General features: G+C 36.4%; 15 protein-coding genes and 1 pseudogene. 14 read left to right on the forward strand and 2 right to left on the reverse strand.

The features are described 5' to 3' along the window. The 6 genes and pseudogenes from FEZ33_RS10345 to FEZ33_RS10370 all read left to right on the forward strand — a co-directional run. Positions 1-118, forward strand: a pseudogene (locus tag FEZ33_RS10345) (IS30 family transposase); the annotation flags it as partial. Positions 119-150: 32 nt separating this feature from the next. Beyond that, the gene (locus tag FEZ33_RS10350; protein ID WP_138405313.1) at positions 151-990 is read left to right on the forward strand and encodes an aldo/keto reductase; all 840 of its coding nucleotides are present in this window, start codon (positions 151-153) and stop codon (positions 988-990) included. 30 nt (positions 991-1,020) lie between these two features. After that, positions 1,021-1,257 carry a DUF2568 domain-containing protein gene (locus FEZ33_RS10355; protein ID WP_138405314.1) on the forward strand — a complete coding sequence of 79 codons (237 nt, stop codon included), beginning with the start codon at positions 1,021-1,023 and terminating at the stop codon, positions 1,255-1,257. Between the two features lie 221 nt (positions 1,258-1,478). Beyond that, positions 1,479-3,386 (forward strand): alpha-amylase family glycosyl hydrolase, encoded by a 1,908-nt coding sequence (locus FEZ33_RS10360; RefSeq protein WP_138405315.1) that lies wholly within the window; start codon positions 1,479-1,481, stop codon positions 3,384-3,386. Between the two features lie 74 nt (positions 3,387-3,460). After that, positions 3,461-4,696: a serpin family protein gene (locus FEZ33_RS10365; RefSeq protein WP_138405316.1), complete on the forward strand. Its 1,236-nt coding sequence runs from the start codon at positions 3,461-3,463 to the stop codon at positions 4,694-4,696. Positions 4,697-4,850: 154 nt separating this feature from the next. Beyond that, positions 4,851-5,771, forward strand: coding sequence for a serine hydrolase (locus FEZ33_RS10370; protein ID WP_171031370.1), 921 nt, complete (start codon positions 4,851-4,853; stop codon positions 5,769-5,771). Positions 5,772-5,845: 74 nt separating this feature from the next. Here FEZ33_RS10370 and FEZ33_RS10375 read toward each other — a convergent pair whose 3' ends face one another. Next, on the reverse strand, positions 5,846-6,481 hold the full coding sequence (locus tag FEZ33_RS10375; protein WP_138405318.1) for an SGNH/GDSL hydrolase family protein: 636 nt from the start codon (positions 6,479-6,481) through the stop codon (positions 5,846-5,848). Positions 6,482-6,636: 155 nt separating this feature from the next. Between FEZ33_RS10375 and FEZ33_RS10380 the strand changes: the two genes are divergently transcribed. From FEZ33_RS10380 to FEZ33_RS10415, 8 genes are all read left to right on the forward strand, one after another. After that, the gene (locus FEZ33_RS10380; protein ID WP_138405319.1) at positions 6,637-7,068 is read left to right on the forward strand and encodes a DMT family transporter; all 432 of its coding nucleotides are present in this window, start codon (positions 6,637-6,639) and stop codon (positions 7,066-7,068) included. 41 nt (positions 7,069-7,109) lie between these two features. Next, positions 7,110-8,279, forward strand: coding sequence for a haloacid dehalogenase-like hydrolase (locus FEZ33_RS10385; RefSeq protein ID WP_138405320.1), 1,170 nt, complete (start codon positions 7,110-7,112; stop codon positions 8,277-8,279). Between the two features lie 66 nt (positions 8,280-8,345). Next, positions 8,346-8,894: a DJ-1 family glyoxalase III gene (locus FEZ33_RS10390; protein WP_138405321.1), complete on the forward strand. Its 549-nt coding sequence runs from the start codon at positions 8,346-8,348 to the stop codon at positions 8,892-8,894. A gap of 138 nt (positions 8,895-9,032) precedes the next feature. After that, positions 9,033-9,836, forward strand: a complete 804-nt coding sequence (locus FEZ33_RS10395; protein ID WP_171031371.1) for a C39 family peptidase — start codon at positions 9,033-9,035, stop codon at positions 9,834-9,836. A gap of 32 nt (positions 9,837-9,868) precedes the next feature. Next, positions 9,869-10,330 (forward strand): low molecular weight protein-tyrosine-phosphatase, encoded by a 462-nt coding sequence (locus FEZ33_RS10400; protein ID WP_138405323.1) that lies wholly within the window; start codon positions 9,869-9,871, stop codon positions 10,328-10,330. A 74-nt stretch (positions 10,331-10,404) separates the two neighbouring features. After that, positions 10,405-11,202: a glutamate 5-kinase gene (proB, locus tag FEZ33_RS10405; protein WP_138405324.1), complete on the forward strand. Its 798-nt coding sequence runs from the start codon at positions 10,405-10,407 to the stop codon at positions 11,200-11,202. 24 nt (positions 11,203-11,226) lie between these two features. Next, the gene (locus FEZ33_RS10410; protein ID WP_138405325.1) at positions 11,227-12,489 is read left to right on the forward strand and encodes a glutamate-5-semialdehyde dehydrogenase; all 1,263 of its coding nucleotides are present in this window, start codon (positions 11,227-11,229) and stop codon (positions 12,487-12,489) included. Positions 12,490-12,633: 144 nt separating this feature from the next. Further along, a complete protein-coding gene (locus FEZ33_RS10415) occupies positions 12,634-13,764 on the forward strand; it encodes a cation diffusion facilitator family transporter (protein WP_138405326.1) in 1,131 nt (376 codons plus the stop codon). Between the two features lie 61 nt (positions 13,765-13,825). Here FEZ33_RS10415 and FEZ33_RS10420 read toward each other — a convergent pair whose 3' ends face one another. Beyond that, entirely contained in the window at positions 13,826-15,181 is a 1,356-nt protein-coding gene (locus FEZ33_RS10420) for an aspartate kinase (protein ID WP_138405327.1), read from the reverse strand. Positions 15,182-15,420: the final 239 nt, after the last annotated feature.

The raw sequence follows: 15,420 nt of genomic DNA on the forward strand, positions 1-15,420 counted from the left end.
TGTGTCATCGATTGCACACAAACGGAACACGATTCCACGGAAATCCTTGCACTACCAAACACCGTTGGAAGTATTTTTGAGTTACTTAGATGAAGCTGTTTTGTCTAGCTTAATTTGACAAATCAAAATATAAGAAAAGGAGAGGTTTAAATGGAATTCTATAATGTAAATGACGGAAATAATTTTCCTAAGATTGCTTTAGGAACAGTTGGCCTCAAAGGAGCAAAAGGCGTTCAGTCGATTAAGACAGCACTCAGAAATGGTTATGAGTTAATCGACACATCGACGAATTACAATAATGAAGGGGCTGTTGGGAAAGCCATTCGTGAATTAAATATTCCTAGAGAGCACATTCAAGTCTCATCTAAACTACCAGGAGCTAATCATGAATATGATAAAGCGATTGATGCGATACAAGAATCATTGTATCGGATAGGCATTGATTATTTTGATAAATATTTAATACATTGGCCACTACCAAAACGTGATAATTATGTTGAAGCTTGGCAGGCATTAGTTGATGCTCAGAAATTTGGTTTAATTAAGACCATAGGTGTGTCTAACTTCTTACCAGAACACTTAGACCGTATTATTGAAGCCACTGGTGTGACATCAGTAACGAACCAAATTGAACGCCATCCCTATTTCAATAATTTAGATTTACATCAAGCGAATAAAGATCGAGGGATACTTACGGAAGCATGGAGTCCACTTGGACGTGAGTTAAATGACTTATTAGAGAATAAAGTATTAGCTGAGATTGCTAGAGAACACGACAAATCAATCGCACAAGTAATTATTCGCTGGAATATTCAAACAGGTATCTTAGTCAATGTAAAATCAGGGCAACTGGAACATCAGATTGAGAATATTGATGTTTTTGACTTTGAATTAACCCAAGAAGAGATGGAATTAATTAATCAATTAGACAAAGGAAAAGAAGGTTTAGTTGAAGGGCAAGATCCTAGAGAATACGAAGAGTTTGACTAAGAAAAATAAAAAAATAAGAAGGCGAAAAAGATGAAGCTTTTACAAGGTCTGCATGCAGTTTTGGCTTTAATCATTGAAATTGTTGCTTTAATTAGTTTCGGCTATTTTGGCGCAAGCTTCTTCTCACAAAGGTGGTTACGAATACTTGGAACCACCGTATCTGTGGGTTTCATCATTATTATTTGGGGAGCCTTTTTCGCACCGAAAGCAACGTACCCACTGCCAATTGCTTGGATGATCATCGGTAAATTCCTTATCTTAATGTAGCCAAGTTATATGTGGTTTCAAAAGGGGAATACTGTGTATGCCGACAGTTGGTTTGTACTCATTCTTTTTCACCAGTTTTTTCTTTATAACTTTCAAAAAAATCAATCGTATAAGTATTTAAACTGAGTGAAAAACTCAGCCTTTTTTTATAGATATTATTGGCGAATGATGAAAGTATTGCTATACTTATTTGTAAACGCTTAAATAAAAAGGAGACACATATGAAATTACAATTCAAAGCTGCTCTAGCACTCAGTTTACTTAGTTTAATGTATCAACCAGTCACAGTTAGTAACACTCAATATGTCATGGCAGAGGCCGTCGAAACGAGTGTCGAATCGGATGTCGTCACAGCCAATGTGAGCCAGCCTTTTCATTATAACCAACATGCCATACTCGAATTGGATGTCGAAGAGGGAGTACAAATTGAACAAATTGTTGCGGATGTCTCACAATTAGGAGGCTCTAGCCAATTAAACATCTCACCTGAATTATTAAAAGTGACCTTATCAGTCACACATGATGTGGAACCGGGTGACTATTCGATTCCGATTACTTGGTGGGATTCAGAAGAACAAGAATATCAAACTGAAACAACCGTGACGATTCTTCCGAGAGAGAAAGAAGAAGGAGAACTGGATTGGGATGAAGAAATTATTTACTTTATGCTGACAGATCGCTTTAAAGATGGCGATGAGTCCAATAATAATCCATGGAATTTAGCATACGAAGAAGCAGATAATCAACGAGGTGTTTATCAGGGTGGGGATTTTAAAGGGATTACTGAACAGATTGATTATTTAGATGAGTTAGGTATTACGACGATTTGGATATCACCGATTGTATCGAATATCGCTTATGATGTATCTTCAGGGACGAATGATGGGGCATTTTATGGCTACCATGGTTATTGGGCACAAAACTATGAAGAATTGAATCCGCATTTTGGTACGTTGGAAGAGTTTCATGAATTAATTGATACAGCAGCTGAAAAAGATATAAAAATTATGGTCGATGTTGTCTTAAATCATGCAGGTTATGGCATGCACAGTAAAGATAGTGATGTCGATAATGCGCCCGAAGGCTACCCAACAGAGGAAGATCGAGAAGTGTTTGAGGGGATGTTGCGTGATTCCCCAGGTATGGATTCACTGACTCAAGAATTATCTGGTTTGCCTGACTTTACGACAAAAGAACAAGACGTCTATGAACAACTAGTTGATTGGCAGACAGCTTGGCTAGATTTATCAACCACACCTGCTGGTAACTCGATTTCTAGCTTTAGAGTAGACACAGTGATTCATGTTGATAATAAGGCTTGGCAACACTTTAGAAATGAACTCACAGCAATTGATTCAGACTTCCAATTAATCGGTGAAGTATGGGGAGCAAGTGCCACAAGTCCGAAAGGGTATTTGAATTCCGGAATGATGGATAGTGTCTTAGATTTCGAATTTAAAAACTACGCTAGAGATTTCATTAATGGTGACTTTAGAGGTGTAAACTCTCGTCTAGAACGCCGAAATGGTGCAATGACAAGTGCGAGTCCGACTGGGCAATTTCTAAGTAGTCATGATGAGACCGGTTTTTTATATATGATAAACGGCAATGAAGATAAATATAAAGTGGCAGTCACATTACAAATGACTGCTAAAGGGCAACCAGTCATTTACTACGGGGAAGAATTAGGTCAGACGGGAGCCAATAATTGGCCGGTGTATGACAATCGGTATGATTTAGCATGGGACCAAACGGAAGACAATGATATCTTAACGCACTATAAGAAATTACTTCAATTCCGTCGTGCAAATTCTGAATTGTTAGCTCGTGGTTCTAGAGAAGTTTATGGTCAGTCATTAGAAGATCAATGGACAATCGTGACTAGAGAGCTTGAAGGGGAACAAGTTTATATTATCTTTAACTTATCTGAAGATTCACACACAATAAACTTACCCGTATCATCAGAAGATGCAGCAATAACTGATTATTATAGTGACCTCACCTATACTGCGGAGGCAATTGAATCGGGAGAAGCAAGCATTGAATTGATGATTCCATCAATTTCAGAAGGCGGCACAATGTTGTTAGTAGTAGAAGACGGCGAACTGACTCCAATGACTGAGGAGTGATATTCAGTGACTGTGATGCAAATTTCTTTATACTGAAATAAGTCACACTGTACAAATTATGAAAGGAGTTTGATATGTTTAATTTATTAAAGAGGGTATCTCAATTATGTAAATATTTATTAGTTGTAATCCTCGCTGTATCAACGATGACACCGAGATTAGTCTCGGCATCTGAACAAGTGGAAGGAGATTTTGAAGGAAACTTAGCCCAACAAATTCAAGACTTTTCCCAGGAACTTAGACCCTTAGTATCAGAGGAAGTGGAAGAGAATGCGCTTTACTCACCCTTATCGTATTACTTAGCCTTACTCACCTTAGAACCAGGTTTAACCGGATCAGAAAAAGAACGACTCAGTGAAGTTCTAATTCCAGAGGGGATGGACCGAGATGAGTATGTTGCCTCGATGGCAAGTTTTATAAAGGAAGCGACCGAAGGTGATGAACCAATCTTTGATACGAAAACGTATCTTTTAGGTCGGGAAGATTTAAAATGGAATTCGACTTATTTGGAAGATACAAAAGATTTAGCGACTGAAGCGAGTCGAGTTGATTTTCAAGATTCATCAACCTACGAGTCATTGAATGAAGATATTGCTGAATTAACGGAAGGTCTGATTGATCCGTATTATAGTGAAGCACGTATCGCTGAGATGACATCCAATGATTATTTACAAATAGTCATGATGAATTTACTGTATTTCAAGAGCAATTGGTTAAATGTGTTTAACGAAGAATTAAATACAGACGAAACTTTTTACGGTCGCGATGATGAAACAGTTGTTCCAATGATGCATTTGGAAGAAAGTATTCCTTACTTAGAAGGAGACGGCTTCCAAGCTATCTTACTTCCGTATCGTAACCAAGCTAACTTATTAATCGTCATTCCTGATGAAGCGGCAGATGATGAAAGCATGTGGGAAGCGTATCAATCGGTATTAGAACAAGAGGAAGAAATTAATAACAAGACAATCGCTTTAACTTTACCGAAATTTGAAAGCAGTGGTTCCTTTGATTTAACGAACTCGTTAGATGCTTTCGACTTAAGTAATTTTAAAGAAGACTTGGGTGAGACCGACTTTTTCACTACTCAAGAAGAAACTGCTTTGAGTCAAATTCTTCAACGCATTGAACTTGTTCTGGATGAAGAAGGAACAAGTGCAGCGGCAGTCACAGAAATAAATATTGAAACAACGATGGCGCCGGTTGAAGAAGAACCGATTGAATTAAAAGTGGACCGCCCCTTTGCTTACGGGATCATCTATAAAGATATTCCTTTATTTGAAGGATTGATCCATAATATTTCTGAATAAATATACTTAATAAATAAATGAATTAGTCATGCAATTTTCAATGTTTTTTTCTGAGTAGACTGCTATAATAATCTTGTTGTCTATAGAAAGGAAATAACAGATGAAAATGAAAAACAAACTAAATATAATTTTGTGGATGATGTGTGCATTATTAATGACACAAATCACTTTACCTGTAATTCAAGCTGAAGAGGCTTCGAGTTCAGACTTATCTGAATCAGAAGCTACAGAAGAAAAAGATGAATCTGAAGAGAGCGACATTTATGATTATGAAGCGATGGAAAATTTAGATATGGAGCCGCTTGCGTATTCTGAATATGAATCTTTAGAGGATATTGTGTATGAATTATTAGCCAAATATGGTTTAGATGCGTCACAAATTGGTTTAGCTTATACAAATTTACAAACGGATGATGCGTATTATTTAAATGAAGATGAGCAATTTATTGTCGCAAGTATGTATAAAGTACCGATGGTTGCGATGTTTATTGACTTAATTAACCAAGGCTACTTAACTTGGGATTCAGAATTACCATATAGTGAAGAATATTACCAAGATGGGGCAGGCGAGATTACCGCAAATCCTAAACAAGCCTATTACCGTTTAGATGATCTGGCATATCAAGCTATTGTTTACTCTGATAATACAGCTTCGCTCATTCTTTATTATTATTACGTAAATAACTTTGGAAGTTTCCGAACAGGACTTTTAGACTTTGTTGATTTTTATGAAGTACCAGAAGTTTATTACTATGATAATTACGGTTCAGCTTACATGATGAACCTGTCTCTACAAAAGATTGCGACTGACGATACTTACGCTCATGTTCGTGATTTAATGATGCAGACATCACCAAAACAATTATTTTCATTATTTGTTAATGACATGGCGACAAAGTATGGTCGTTATGAGAACATGTTAAATGATAGTGGTATTTTCTATCAAGACGATGAACCGATTTATTCTTTAGTTGTTATGGTAAGTGATGATTTATATGCAGATATGTTCATTGCGGAATTAAATCTACGTGTCAATGAATGGACACTCGCCCAAACAGAAGCATCAGAAAGTTAATCTCACAAACAAATAAAAACACCCGTGAAAGAGGCAGTGACATTCGTCCTCAGTTACGGGTGTATTTTTGGATTTTATAAACCAGTATGTCTTAACCATTGATCTGCGATAAAGGCATGACCTAGACTTGTCGGGTGAACCCCATCAGCACCAGTTATTGTCTCATAACCTAAGTTTTCTCCAGCTTGATTTAAGGCGTCGTCTAACTTCACTAACGTTGCGCCGTATTCTTCGGCTAAGTCTGCAATTACTTCTTTCATTATATCGACATAGGGACGCCAATCTAAGCGGTCCTCAGGGTATGGTAATACATAAGGTTCGACTAAAATAATTTGAACCTCTCGTTCAGTCAATGTCTTTAATAAATATCGATAATTCTCTTTATATTGTTCGAGAATTGTTTCTGTATAGGGAATACCAGCAGACAAACGGTGCCATATATCATTAATTCCAATTTGAATCGTTACTATATCTGGATTTAAATCAAGGCAGTCCACTTGCCAACGAGTAAATAAATCGGTCAATTTATCACCACCAACCCCTTGATTTAAGATATTTAATTGAAGGGGAATATATTGACGATATAACTGTCCGGCAATCATATTGACATAACCTTGCCCTAAATTCGCACCGAAGTATTCACCACGCCCAGCATCCGTAATGCTATCACCGATAAACAGTAGCGTATTTTTATGTTGTAATTGTACCATTTGTTTAACCTCCTAATAGAATTGTTAAGTATGTATTCAATTATTATTATATGATACTTGGAAGTGATTCACTAGTAATGTGAATAAACTGGTTTTTATATCAATTAGCTTGAAAATTGGTTATGATGTAAGAAATTCAATGTGGAGGTCGACTAATGATTCAAGGTATATTTTATTCATTATTTGCGGGAATCTTAATTGCTTTACAAAGTATCTTTAATACGAATATTAGCGCTAAGACGGGTTCTTGGACAATGACAACCGTTGTTCACGGAGTTGGATTTTTAGCAGGTTTGTTAATTGTTATGTTTGTTCGAGACGGTAGTGTGGAAGAGTTACTTTCAGTAAACAAGATGTATTACTTAAGTGGTATCTTTGGTGTATTAATTGTATACGTTGCTGCACAGGGAATGATGAGTTTAGGGCCCGTTTATTCCTTCATGATATTAATGGTTGCACAGTTGTTAATTGCGCTCATCATTAATACGAATGGTTGGTTTAACGTAGAAATGATTGAATTAACATCCGGCAAAGTCTTTGGTATGATAATAATGATTATCGGTATCGTTATTTTTCAAAGAGGCTAGCTTTAAAGGCAAATAAAATATCAAAAGGGGTAAAGTAGAATATGACATATTACTTTCAAGAACATCAATGGGAACCATATGTATACAACAGATTAAACCAGTTAATTGACCAATTTAAAACAAGTGAATCATCAAATTTTAAAACGAAACCCTATGTTGTTTTTGACTTTGATAATACAAGTATTATTGGCGATGTAGAAGATAATTTAATGATCTACATGCTAGATCACTTATTATATAAAATGACTCCCGAAGAGTTTGAACAAATAATTATCACTGACATATTTGATATGGATACTAACTTAGATGAGGCACTTGAACACACTACCCCAAGAAAGTTAGCGATAGATATTATTCAAAGCTACACTTGGCTGTGGGAGCACTACATTAATAAAGATAAGGGCGAACGACTTAGCTTAGAAGCTATCAAAGAAACTGGTCAATACAAAGCTTTCCAAGCAAAACTTCGCTACTATTATGTCAATGTGAATGGTAAATTTACTCGTCAAGCAGGCAAACCTTGGCTCACTTATTGGTTTAAAGGCTACGCTCCTGAAGAGTTAGCAATCTTAACAAAAGATATGCTAAAAGAAGCAACGAATAAAAAAGCTGAGAAACATATTTATTCAACACCTAAAGAGTTTTTAGGTAAAGCAGGTCAAATCAGTAGTGAATTCCAAAGTGGTTTGATCTATCCAGAAGAATTAATTGCTTTATATGAAGCCTTTCAAGCGAATGGTATTGTGACTTATGTCGTGAGTGCGAGTCCGGTTGATGTTGTCAGAACAGCAGCAAGTGAATATCAATTCAAAGTGCCAAAAGAGCAAGTCATTGGAATGAATTATGATTTAGACGCTGAAGGTAAGATCAAAGCTTATATGACTGCTGGGGCGCCGATTACGAAAAAAGACGGTAAGACAGAGGCGATAATGAATTTAATTGCTCCTAAGCATGAGAACCGCCAACCTATCGCTTTATTTGGTGACAGCATGGGGGATTATCATATGATGACAGAATTAAAAGATGTATCGTTAAATGTGATCTTTAATTGTTTAAATCAAGATAAGACTAAAGACTTGAAACAGATTGCAAAGAAGCAGTATCAAAGTGATGATGCGAATTTTGTAGTCCAAGGGCGAGATGAGAATGCAGTTCGTCTGATCCCGAATACTAAGACATTAGCACTTGGTCAAACTGAATTAGAATACTAAATTGAGTAGATAATTAGATTAAGTCTTTGAATTATTTTATAATAATTAACATAGGAGGCGTTATAAATGAAGAAAGTTGCAGTAATTTTAGCTAATGGTTTCGAAGAAGTTGAGGCAGTTGCACCGATAGATATTTTACGCCGAGCGAAATTTGAAGTTGATATTTATGGATTAACAGAAGAAGTAACGGGAGCGCATAATATTATTATTAAAGCGGATCACATTCTGGAAGAGCCTATAAAAGGTTATAATTTAATTATGCTACCAGGTGGGATGCCAGGGGCGAAAAATCTACGTGACAATGAACTTGTTATCAAGTCTCTTCAACAAGCCAATCAAGACCAACAACAGATTGCAGCAATTTGTGCGGCACCCATTGTATTAGAAAAGGCAAATCTCTTAGACGGTAAGAAATTTACCCACTTCCCAGGATTTGAAGATCAACTGACAAGTGGTTTTGATCAAAAAGAAGCTGTCGTAATTGTAGATGGCAATATTGTCACTGCACGTGGTGCGGGGGTAGCCCTTGAATTTGGTTATACTTTAGTTGATTTACTTGGCGGTGACGGTGAAGCGATACGTCAAGATATGCAATATAATTATTTATTTAGCTAAACAATAGATAGTAGGTTTAAAGCTGTAAGAATTGTTCAAAGCAATTCCTACAGCTTTTTCTAAATATCAGACCATATGCTGATGCCCGCAATTATTAGCATTGATATATTAGAAACAAATAAACCGATGGAGGTAACAATGGCAAGGAAAACGAACAGACAGGCGAAATCTTTTGGTACGGGAAAATTAGTCTTAACGTTATTTGCACTTATAATTATCATTGGAATAAGTATGTTAGCTTTTATTTTTATTACCGAAGATGCCAAAACTAATTACCAACCATACTATACAATGGCTCAAGTTAATGAAAACTATTTAATTGAAAATCAATCCCAGATTGTAGAGGATATAGAAGCAACGGATGTTGACCTACAACAATTAGGGCACGTCTTTATCCCTGAAGAGCCTGCGAATTATATTGATATTCAACATGTTGGACAGCATAATGTACCATATTTAAACCAAAATGATCCAAGATGGGCGGACAAACATTATGGTACGGATGGTTCACAAACAATTTGGGAAAATGGCTGTGCTGTGGTTGTCTTAGCAATGATAGATAGTTACTTTACTAACACAAAAGTCAGACCTGAAGAAATTACACGTTGGGCTGGAGACGAATACTATATGACAAATCAAGGAACGTCTTGGTCTATTTATTCAGCTTTTGGACAAGATTTTGGTTATGAAGTTGTGGATGTAGGTAATGATTTCTACTCAGCGGTGAATCTATTAGACAATGGTTACTTAGTTGTCGTATCAGTTGGACCAGGCACATTTACTCAAGGTGGCCATGTGATGTTAATGCGAGGTTATCAAGATGGATTAGTCTATCTGAATGATCCGAATGATGCACCAGACAAAATGTTTAGTATTCAAGGGATTGAAGCACAGACAGTGATTGATGATGCGCTGAATTACTGGGCGATCGCCCCAATATAATGATTATAGACAAACTTTAAGGAGAGATATGCATGATACACGTATTATTTGTATGTTTAGGGAATATTTGCCGCTCACCGATGGCGGAAGCGGTCTTTAGAAAGATGATTCAAGAAGAAGGACTGACGGACAAAATTACGGTTGATTCTGCTGGAACGAGTTCTTGGGAAGAAGGGAATGCCACACACTCAGGTACAAAACAACGATTGGCCCAAGAAGGTATTTCAGTTGGTGGTATGTACTCACGACCACTAAACAAAGATGATATAAAACAAGCGACTTACATTATCGGTATGGACGAAAGTAATATGCAGAACATCCAAAAATTTACAAATGGCCAAGCAAAAGGGCAAACGAAGAAGTTACTTTCTTTTATTGGCAGTGATGAAGATATTGCAGACCCTTACTATACATGGGATTTTGAGACAACCTATACTCAGGTTTATGCAGGATGTCAGGCCTTATTAGAGGAAATCAAACAAGAACTTGAATGAATTCAATAGAATGGTATTAATTCACCATGATATTTGTTATAATTAGATGAGAATGATTAGAATAGAGGTAACGTATGAGTCGAGATTTTATGAAAAATTACAAGCGAATTGTGATTAAGATAGGAACAAATTCAATTATGCTTGAGGGAAACCAAATTGATTATAAGAAGTTGGATCGATTGGCATTTGTATGTTCAACATTAATCCAAGAAGGAAAAGAAGTTATTATTGTGACTTCGGGAGCTGTCGGAGTAGGGGCAAGTCATTTGGATTTAACTGAATATCCCCAAACGATTGAGGAACAACAAGCTTTGGCTGCCATTGGACAAAGTATTCTAATGGGGCACTATAGTCGTTTCTTCCAATATTACAACCGAGACACAGCTCAAATTCTACTGACTCGTGATGTTGTGACGTTTGAAACCTCATACTACAACGTTAAGCGAACAATGAATACATTGTTGAAGCAGAAAATTGTTCCAATCATTAACGAGAATGATGCGATTGCTGATGATGAGTTAAATCATCAAACAAAATTTGGTGATAACGACACACTTTCTGCGATCGTTGCAGGTGTCAGTGAAGCGGATTTACTCATTATAATGAGTGACGTGAATGGTTTATACGATTCAAATCCAAAAGAGAATCCAGATGCTACATTAATCGAACACGTTGCGGAAATTACTGATGAAATTGAGTTAATGGCAAGTGGTAAAGGTTCAGCCTTTGCGACAGGTGGTATGGCTACGAAACTTAAAGCAGCCAAAAAAATACTCAATCAAAACCAAGCCATGATTATAACAAGTGGTGAAGATCCGGTGTCTATCTTTAGAATACTGGAAGGAGATGTTATTGGTACTTTATTTAAGTAATACATAGAATAAGGAGAATTAATAATGACTGAACAATGGGATGCTAAATTAATTGAATTAGGTAAAAATGCAAAAGCAGCAGCAAAAACGTTGCGCCATGTTACAGAAGCGGAGAAGAATGAAGCTCTTTTAAAAATGGCAGACGCAGTAGTGGAGAATCAAGAGGCAATTATTACTGCAAATCAAAAAGACCTTGAACTTGGAAAAGAAAAAGGACTGACAGATGCTTTGCTAGAAAGATTGACACTGACAGAAAAACGAGTGGAAGCAATGGCGAATGGCCTTCGTCAAATGGCAGCCTTACCCGATCCAACCTTAGTGACTGAGAAACAATGGATAAACCGAGATGGTTTAAAAATTTCTCAAAAACGTGTTCCATTAGGTGTTATTGGTATCATTTACGAATCTCGTCCAAACGTTACGGTGGATGCGACTGGTTTATGTATTAAAGCTGGTAACGCGGTTATCTTAAGAGGTGGGAAAGAAGCCTTAGAGAGTAATCAAGCAATTGTCAACGTTCTTCAAGAAGCTTTAGAAGAAACTAAACTTTCAACAGAGTCTGTTCAACTTATTACGAATCCTTCACGTGAATTAGCGAGTCAATTCATGCGATTAAACGACTATGTAAATTGTTTAATACCTCGTGGTGGCGCAGGCTTAATCAATGCTGTCATGCGACAAGCGACTGTACCAGTGATTGAAACGGGTGTAGGGAACTGCCACTTATATATTCATGAAGCAGCTGATATTGAAAAAGCACGCAACATTTTAATTAATGGTAAGACGCAAAGAAATTCTGTATGTAATGCCTTGGAATCATTAGTGATTGACGAAGCAATTGCCAAAACAGCATTACCAGAATTTGTTGAAGCTTTAAAAGAATATCAAGTTGAAGTTCGTGGAGACGACAAAGCGAGAGCGATTGATTCAACAATTGAAGCAGCAACAGAAGAGGATTATGCAACAGAGTTCCTTGATAGCATTATCGCTGTCAAAGTTGCATCTGATTATGATGATGCCATTCAACATATTGAAACATACTCTACAGGACATTCGGATGCAATTATTACAGAGAATTATTCAATAGCTCAAGCTTTCTTAAAGGATATTGATTCCGCTGTTGTCTATGTCAATGCATCAACTCGATTTACAGACGGCGAAGTCTTTGGTTTTGGTGGCGAGATGGGGATTAGTACCCAAAAACTACACGCGAGAGGACCAATGGGCCTTGAAGCATTAACAAGCTATAAATACACAGTCGAAGGAAATGGGCAAGTTAGAGCATAAAAATTGAAATAGATGTAAGATGGGATAATGACGCGATCATTATCCCATTTTTATATCCACAACACTGATATTACTTGAATAATTGTTGTCTACACATTATACTATACATATGAAAGTAAATTCATATGAAAGGTGGCTTTTATTATGAAATATCAACTCGTTGGCATTCGTAATCAAGATCACGCTAATAAATTATTTAATCAAATTAAGCAATTACCAAATAAAGAACAAATACATCTGAATGAAGAAGAACTAGAAATTGAAGTTGAAGATATTACTTGCTATGAGAACTTACAAAGATTACTCAGCTATGAAAAAGTAGGCTTAAAGTCACTTGATTATCATGAGCATGAACATCAACATTCACAAGAACATAATCATAGCCATGACCATAGTCATGATGTAGACTTTACTAGTGGCAGTCAAGCGGTACGCAATATGATGCTTGTCTTTGGTATTAATATTGTCTTTAGTGTTCTAGAAGCCATTTTTGGCTTGTTATTTAATAGTGCATCAATATTAGCCGATGCCGTACATGACTTTGGGGATGCTTTGTCCATTGGACTTGCGTGGTTTTTCCAAAAGATTTCTTTAAAAGGCTCAGACTCGACGTTTTCATACGGTTATAAACGATATTCGCTTTTAGGTGCTTTAATTACAAGTGTTGTGCTCTTGGTAGGGTCGGCCGTGATGATTATTCACTCAGGTGAAAAACTGATGAATCCTGAACCAGTAAATTATCAAGGGATGTTAATATTGGCGATTTTTGCGATTATTGCCAATGGGGTTTCTGCTTGGATTATTAGTAAAGGCTCGTCGCATAATGAATCTATCTTGTCACTTCATTTACTTGAAGATGTCTTAGGGTGGGTTGGAGTATTAGTTGTGAGTGTTGTGTTACACTTTACCGATTGGTACTTTTTAGATCCGCTACTATCAATTGGAATCGCGCTCTTTATACTTTATAAGACCATTCCAGAATTTATGAAAGTTGTGAGATTATTCTTACAAGCCGTACCAGATAATATTGATAGTAAAAAACTTCGGGAAGAAATTCAAAACATCGATAATATTAATGGCCTGTCACACTTCCATTTATGGTCGTTAGATGGCGAAGCACATATGATGTCTATGACAATTAGTACAACATCTGATTCTGTTCAAACGCATGAACAAATTAAAAACGAAGTGCGTCATATTCTGTCAGAAAATGACATCGCCCATTCAAATATTGAAATTGTCTACGATCCCTATAACATCTTAAATAGTAAGTAAAAAATGAACCTGATTTTGACTGGGCAAGCCTAGCCATCATTCAGGTTCATTTTTGTATGAATTATTTTTCAAAGTAGTTTTGGTAAAGATTATTTAGAGCTTTTTTAAGGTCTTTACTTGGAATAGCGAAGAACATACTAATCTCAGAAGCTCCTTGGTTAATCATACGTAAACTGATATTACTATCTGCAAAGGCAGCTGTTGCTTTGTTTGCAATACCAATCGTATCACGCATTCCTTCGCCAACAATCGCAATAATAGCTAAGTCTCTCTCAACATGAATCCATTCTGGTTCGAATTGTTGTTCAATATCTTCAAGCAGTTCTTCAAGTATATTATTATGATCAAATTGATTTGCGCGCATAACAACTGAGATATCATCAATTCCCGTTGGAATATGTTCAACGTTAATATCATGGTCTTCAAAAATTTGTAATAGACGACGTGTATAACCAACTTCTCGGTTTAGTAAGTAGCGTTTAATAGTGACAGAAATAAATCCTTCGTCTCCACTCACGCCGATCACTGGATACTTTTTAACCTCTCCACGGTCGACAACAATTTTAGTCCCTACAATTTCAGGAGCATTAGTGTTTTTTATCTGAATTGGAATACGAACTTCATATAAAGGTGTTAATGCCTCATCATGGAAAATACCAAAACCAGAATAAGCAAGCTCTCGCATTTCTCGATAAGTAATTTCATTAATCGCATGAGGATTTTTTACTATGCCTGGATGAGCTGAGTAAATATGTGATTGATCCGTATAATTCTCATAGATGTCTGCTTCAACCCCACGTGCAATAATCGCACCCGTAATATCTGAACCTCCACGTGAGAAAGTTACGATATCTCTTTGCTTGGATACACCAAAGAAGCCTGGAATCACAAGAACTTTCTCACTGTCCTTATGGGCAGCGATTTTGGCATAAGATTCTTTTAGAAGTTGGGCATTACCGGGTTCATCGGTCACAAAGATTCCCATAGCTTCTGGTGATTTATATTCTGCTTCTAAACCGATTTTGTTAAAGTATTGGCTGATTAGTTGGGCATTAAAGTCTTCACCACATGATTTTAAGGCATCGAGTAATCGTTCTGAATTCGTAATCGTTTGAAGTAAATCATGTAATTGTGCTTGGAATACTTTAACAATCGCTACATCAATATCAAGATCTTCAGCGATTTGTTGGTATCTATCAATGATTTGATTTTCGATACTTGTCGTCGATATGCCGATCGAATGATTCGTATGAAGGGCAATGAGTAAGTCGGTTATTTTAATATCCGAATCATTACGTTTACCTGGGGCGCTGACGACAACAAAGCGAATGTTTGAATCATTTCTAATAATATTTGCTACTTTTTTAATTTGAGTTGCGGAACTTAAAGAACTTCCGCCGAACTTTGCAACTTTCATGTATTATTACTCCTCTTTTTTTTAATCTGATTATAATAATACATTATTTATTGGCAAATTCATACCACCTGTTGTAAAATATGCATGAGGGAAATTTTAATGTATCTCTAATCCTGAATAATTCATACTTTTAAATATTGAGTTATTCTAGTCGTTATTTTTCAATTTTGGATCACTTTATCGAAATTAAAATATTTTAATCGATTTTCTAAGCTAAAGAAAAACTTTTTAGTCTCATC

Source organism: Ruoffia tabacinasalis, from assembly GCF_005864045.1.
In the GTDB taxonomy this organism is placed as follows: domain Bacteria; phylum Bacillota; class Bacilli; order Lactobacillales; family Aerococcaceae; genus Ruoffia; species Ruoffia tabacinasalis.

Bases quoted from the DNA above. Each gene is read 5' to 3' on its own strand.
- FEZ33_RS10350 (WP_138405313.1), top strand. From the start codon at position 151: ATGGAATTCTATAATGTAAATGACGGAAATAATTTTCCTAAGATTGCT.
- FEZ33_RS10355 (WP_138405314.1), top strand. From the start codon at position 1,021: ATGAAGCTTTTACAAGGTCTGCATGCAGTTTTGGCTTTAATCATTGAA.
- FEZ33_RS10360 (WP_138405315.1), top strand. From the start codon at position 1,479: ATGAAATTACAATTCAAAGCTGCTCTAGCACTCAGTTTACTTAGTTTA.
- FEZ33_RS10365 (WP_138405316.1), top strand. From the start codon at position 3,461: ATGTTTAATTTATTAAAGAGGGTATCTCAATTATGTAAATATTTATTA.
- FEZ33_RS10370 (WP_171031370.1), top strand. From the start codon at position 4,851: ATGACACAAATCACTTTACCTGTAATTCAAGCTGAAGAGGCTTCGAGT.
- FEZ33_RS10375 (WP_138405318.1), bottom strand. From the start codon at position 6,481: ATGGTACAATTACAACATAAAAATACGCTACTGTTTATCGGTGATAGC.
- FEZ33_RS10380 (WP_138405319.1), top strand. From the start codon at position 6,637: ATGATTCAAGGTATATTTTATTCATTATTTGCGGGAATCTTAATTGCT.
- FEZ33_RS10385 (WP_138405320.1), top strand. From the start codon at position 7,110: ATGACATATTACTTTCAAGAACATCAATGGGAACCATATGTATACAAC.
- FEZ33_RS10390 (WP_138405321.1), top strand. From the start codon at position 8,346: ATGAAGAAAGTTGCAGTAATTTTAGCTAATGGTTTCGAAGAAGTTGAG.
- FEZ33_RS10395 (WP_171031371.1), top strand. From the start codon at position 9,033: ATGGCAAGGAAAACGAACAGACAGGCGAAATCTTTTGGTACGGGAAAA.
- FEZ33_RS10400 (WP_138405323.1), top strand. From the start codon at position 9,869: ATGATACACGTATTATTTGTATGTTTAGGGAATATTTGCCGCTCACCG.
- proB (WP_138405324.1), top strand. From the start codon at position 10,405: ATGAGTCGAGATTTTATGAAAAATTACAAGCGAATTGTGATTAAGATA.
- FEZ33_RS10410 (WP_138405325.1), top strand. From the start codon at position 11,227: ATGACTGAACAATGGGATGCTAAATTAATTGAATTAGGTAAAAATGCA.
- FEZ33_RS10415 (WP_138405326.1), top strand. From the start codon at position 12,634: ATGAAATATCAACTCGTTGGCATTCGTAATCAAGATCACGCTAATAAA.
- FEZ33_RS10420 (WP_138405327.1), bottom strand. From the start codon at position 15,181: ATGAAAGTTGCAAAGTTCGGCGGAAGTTCTTTAAGTTCCGCAACTCAA.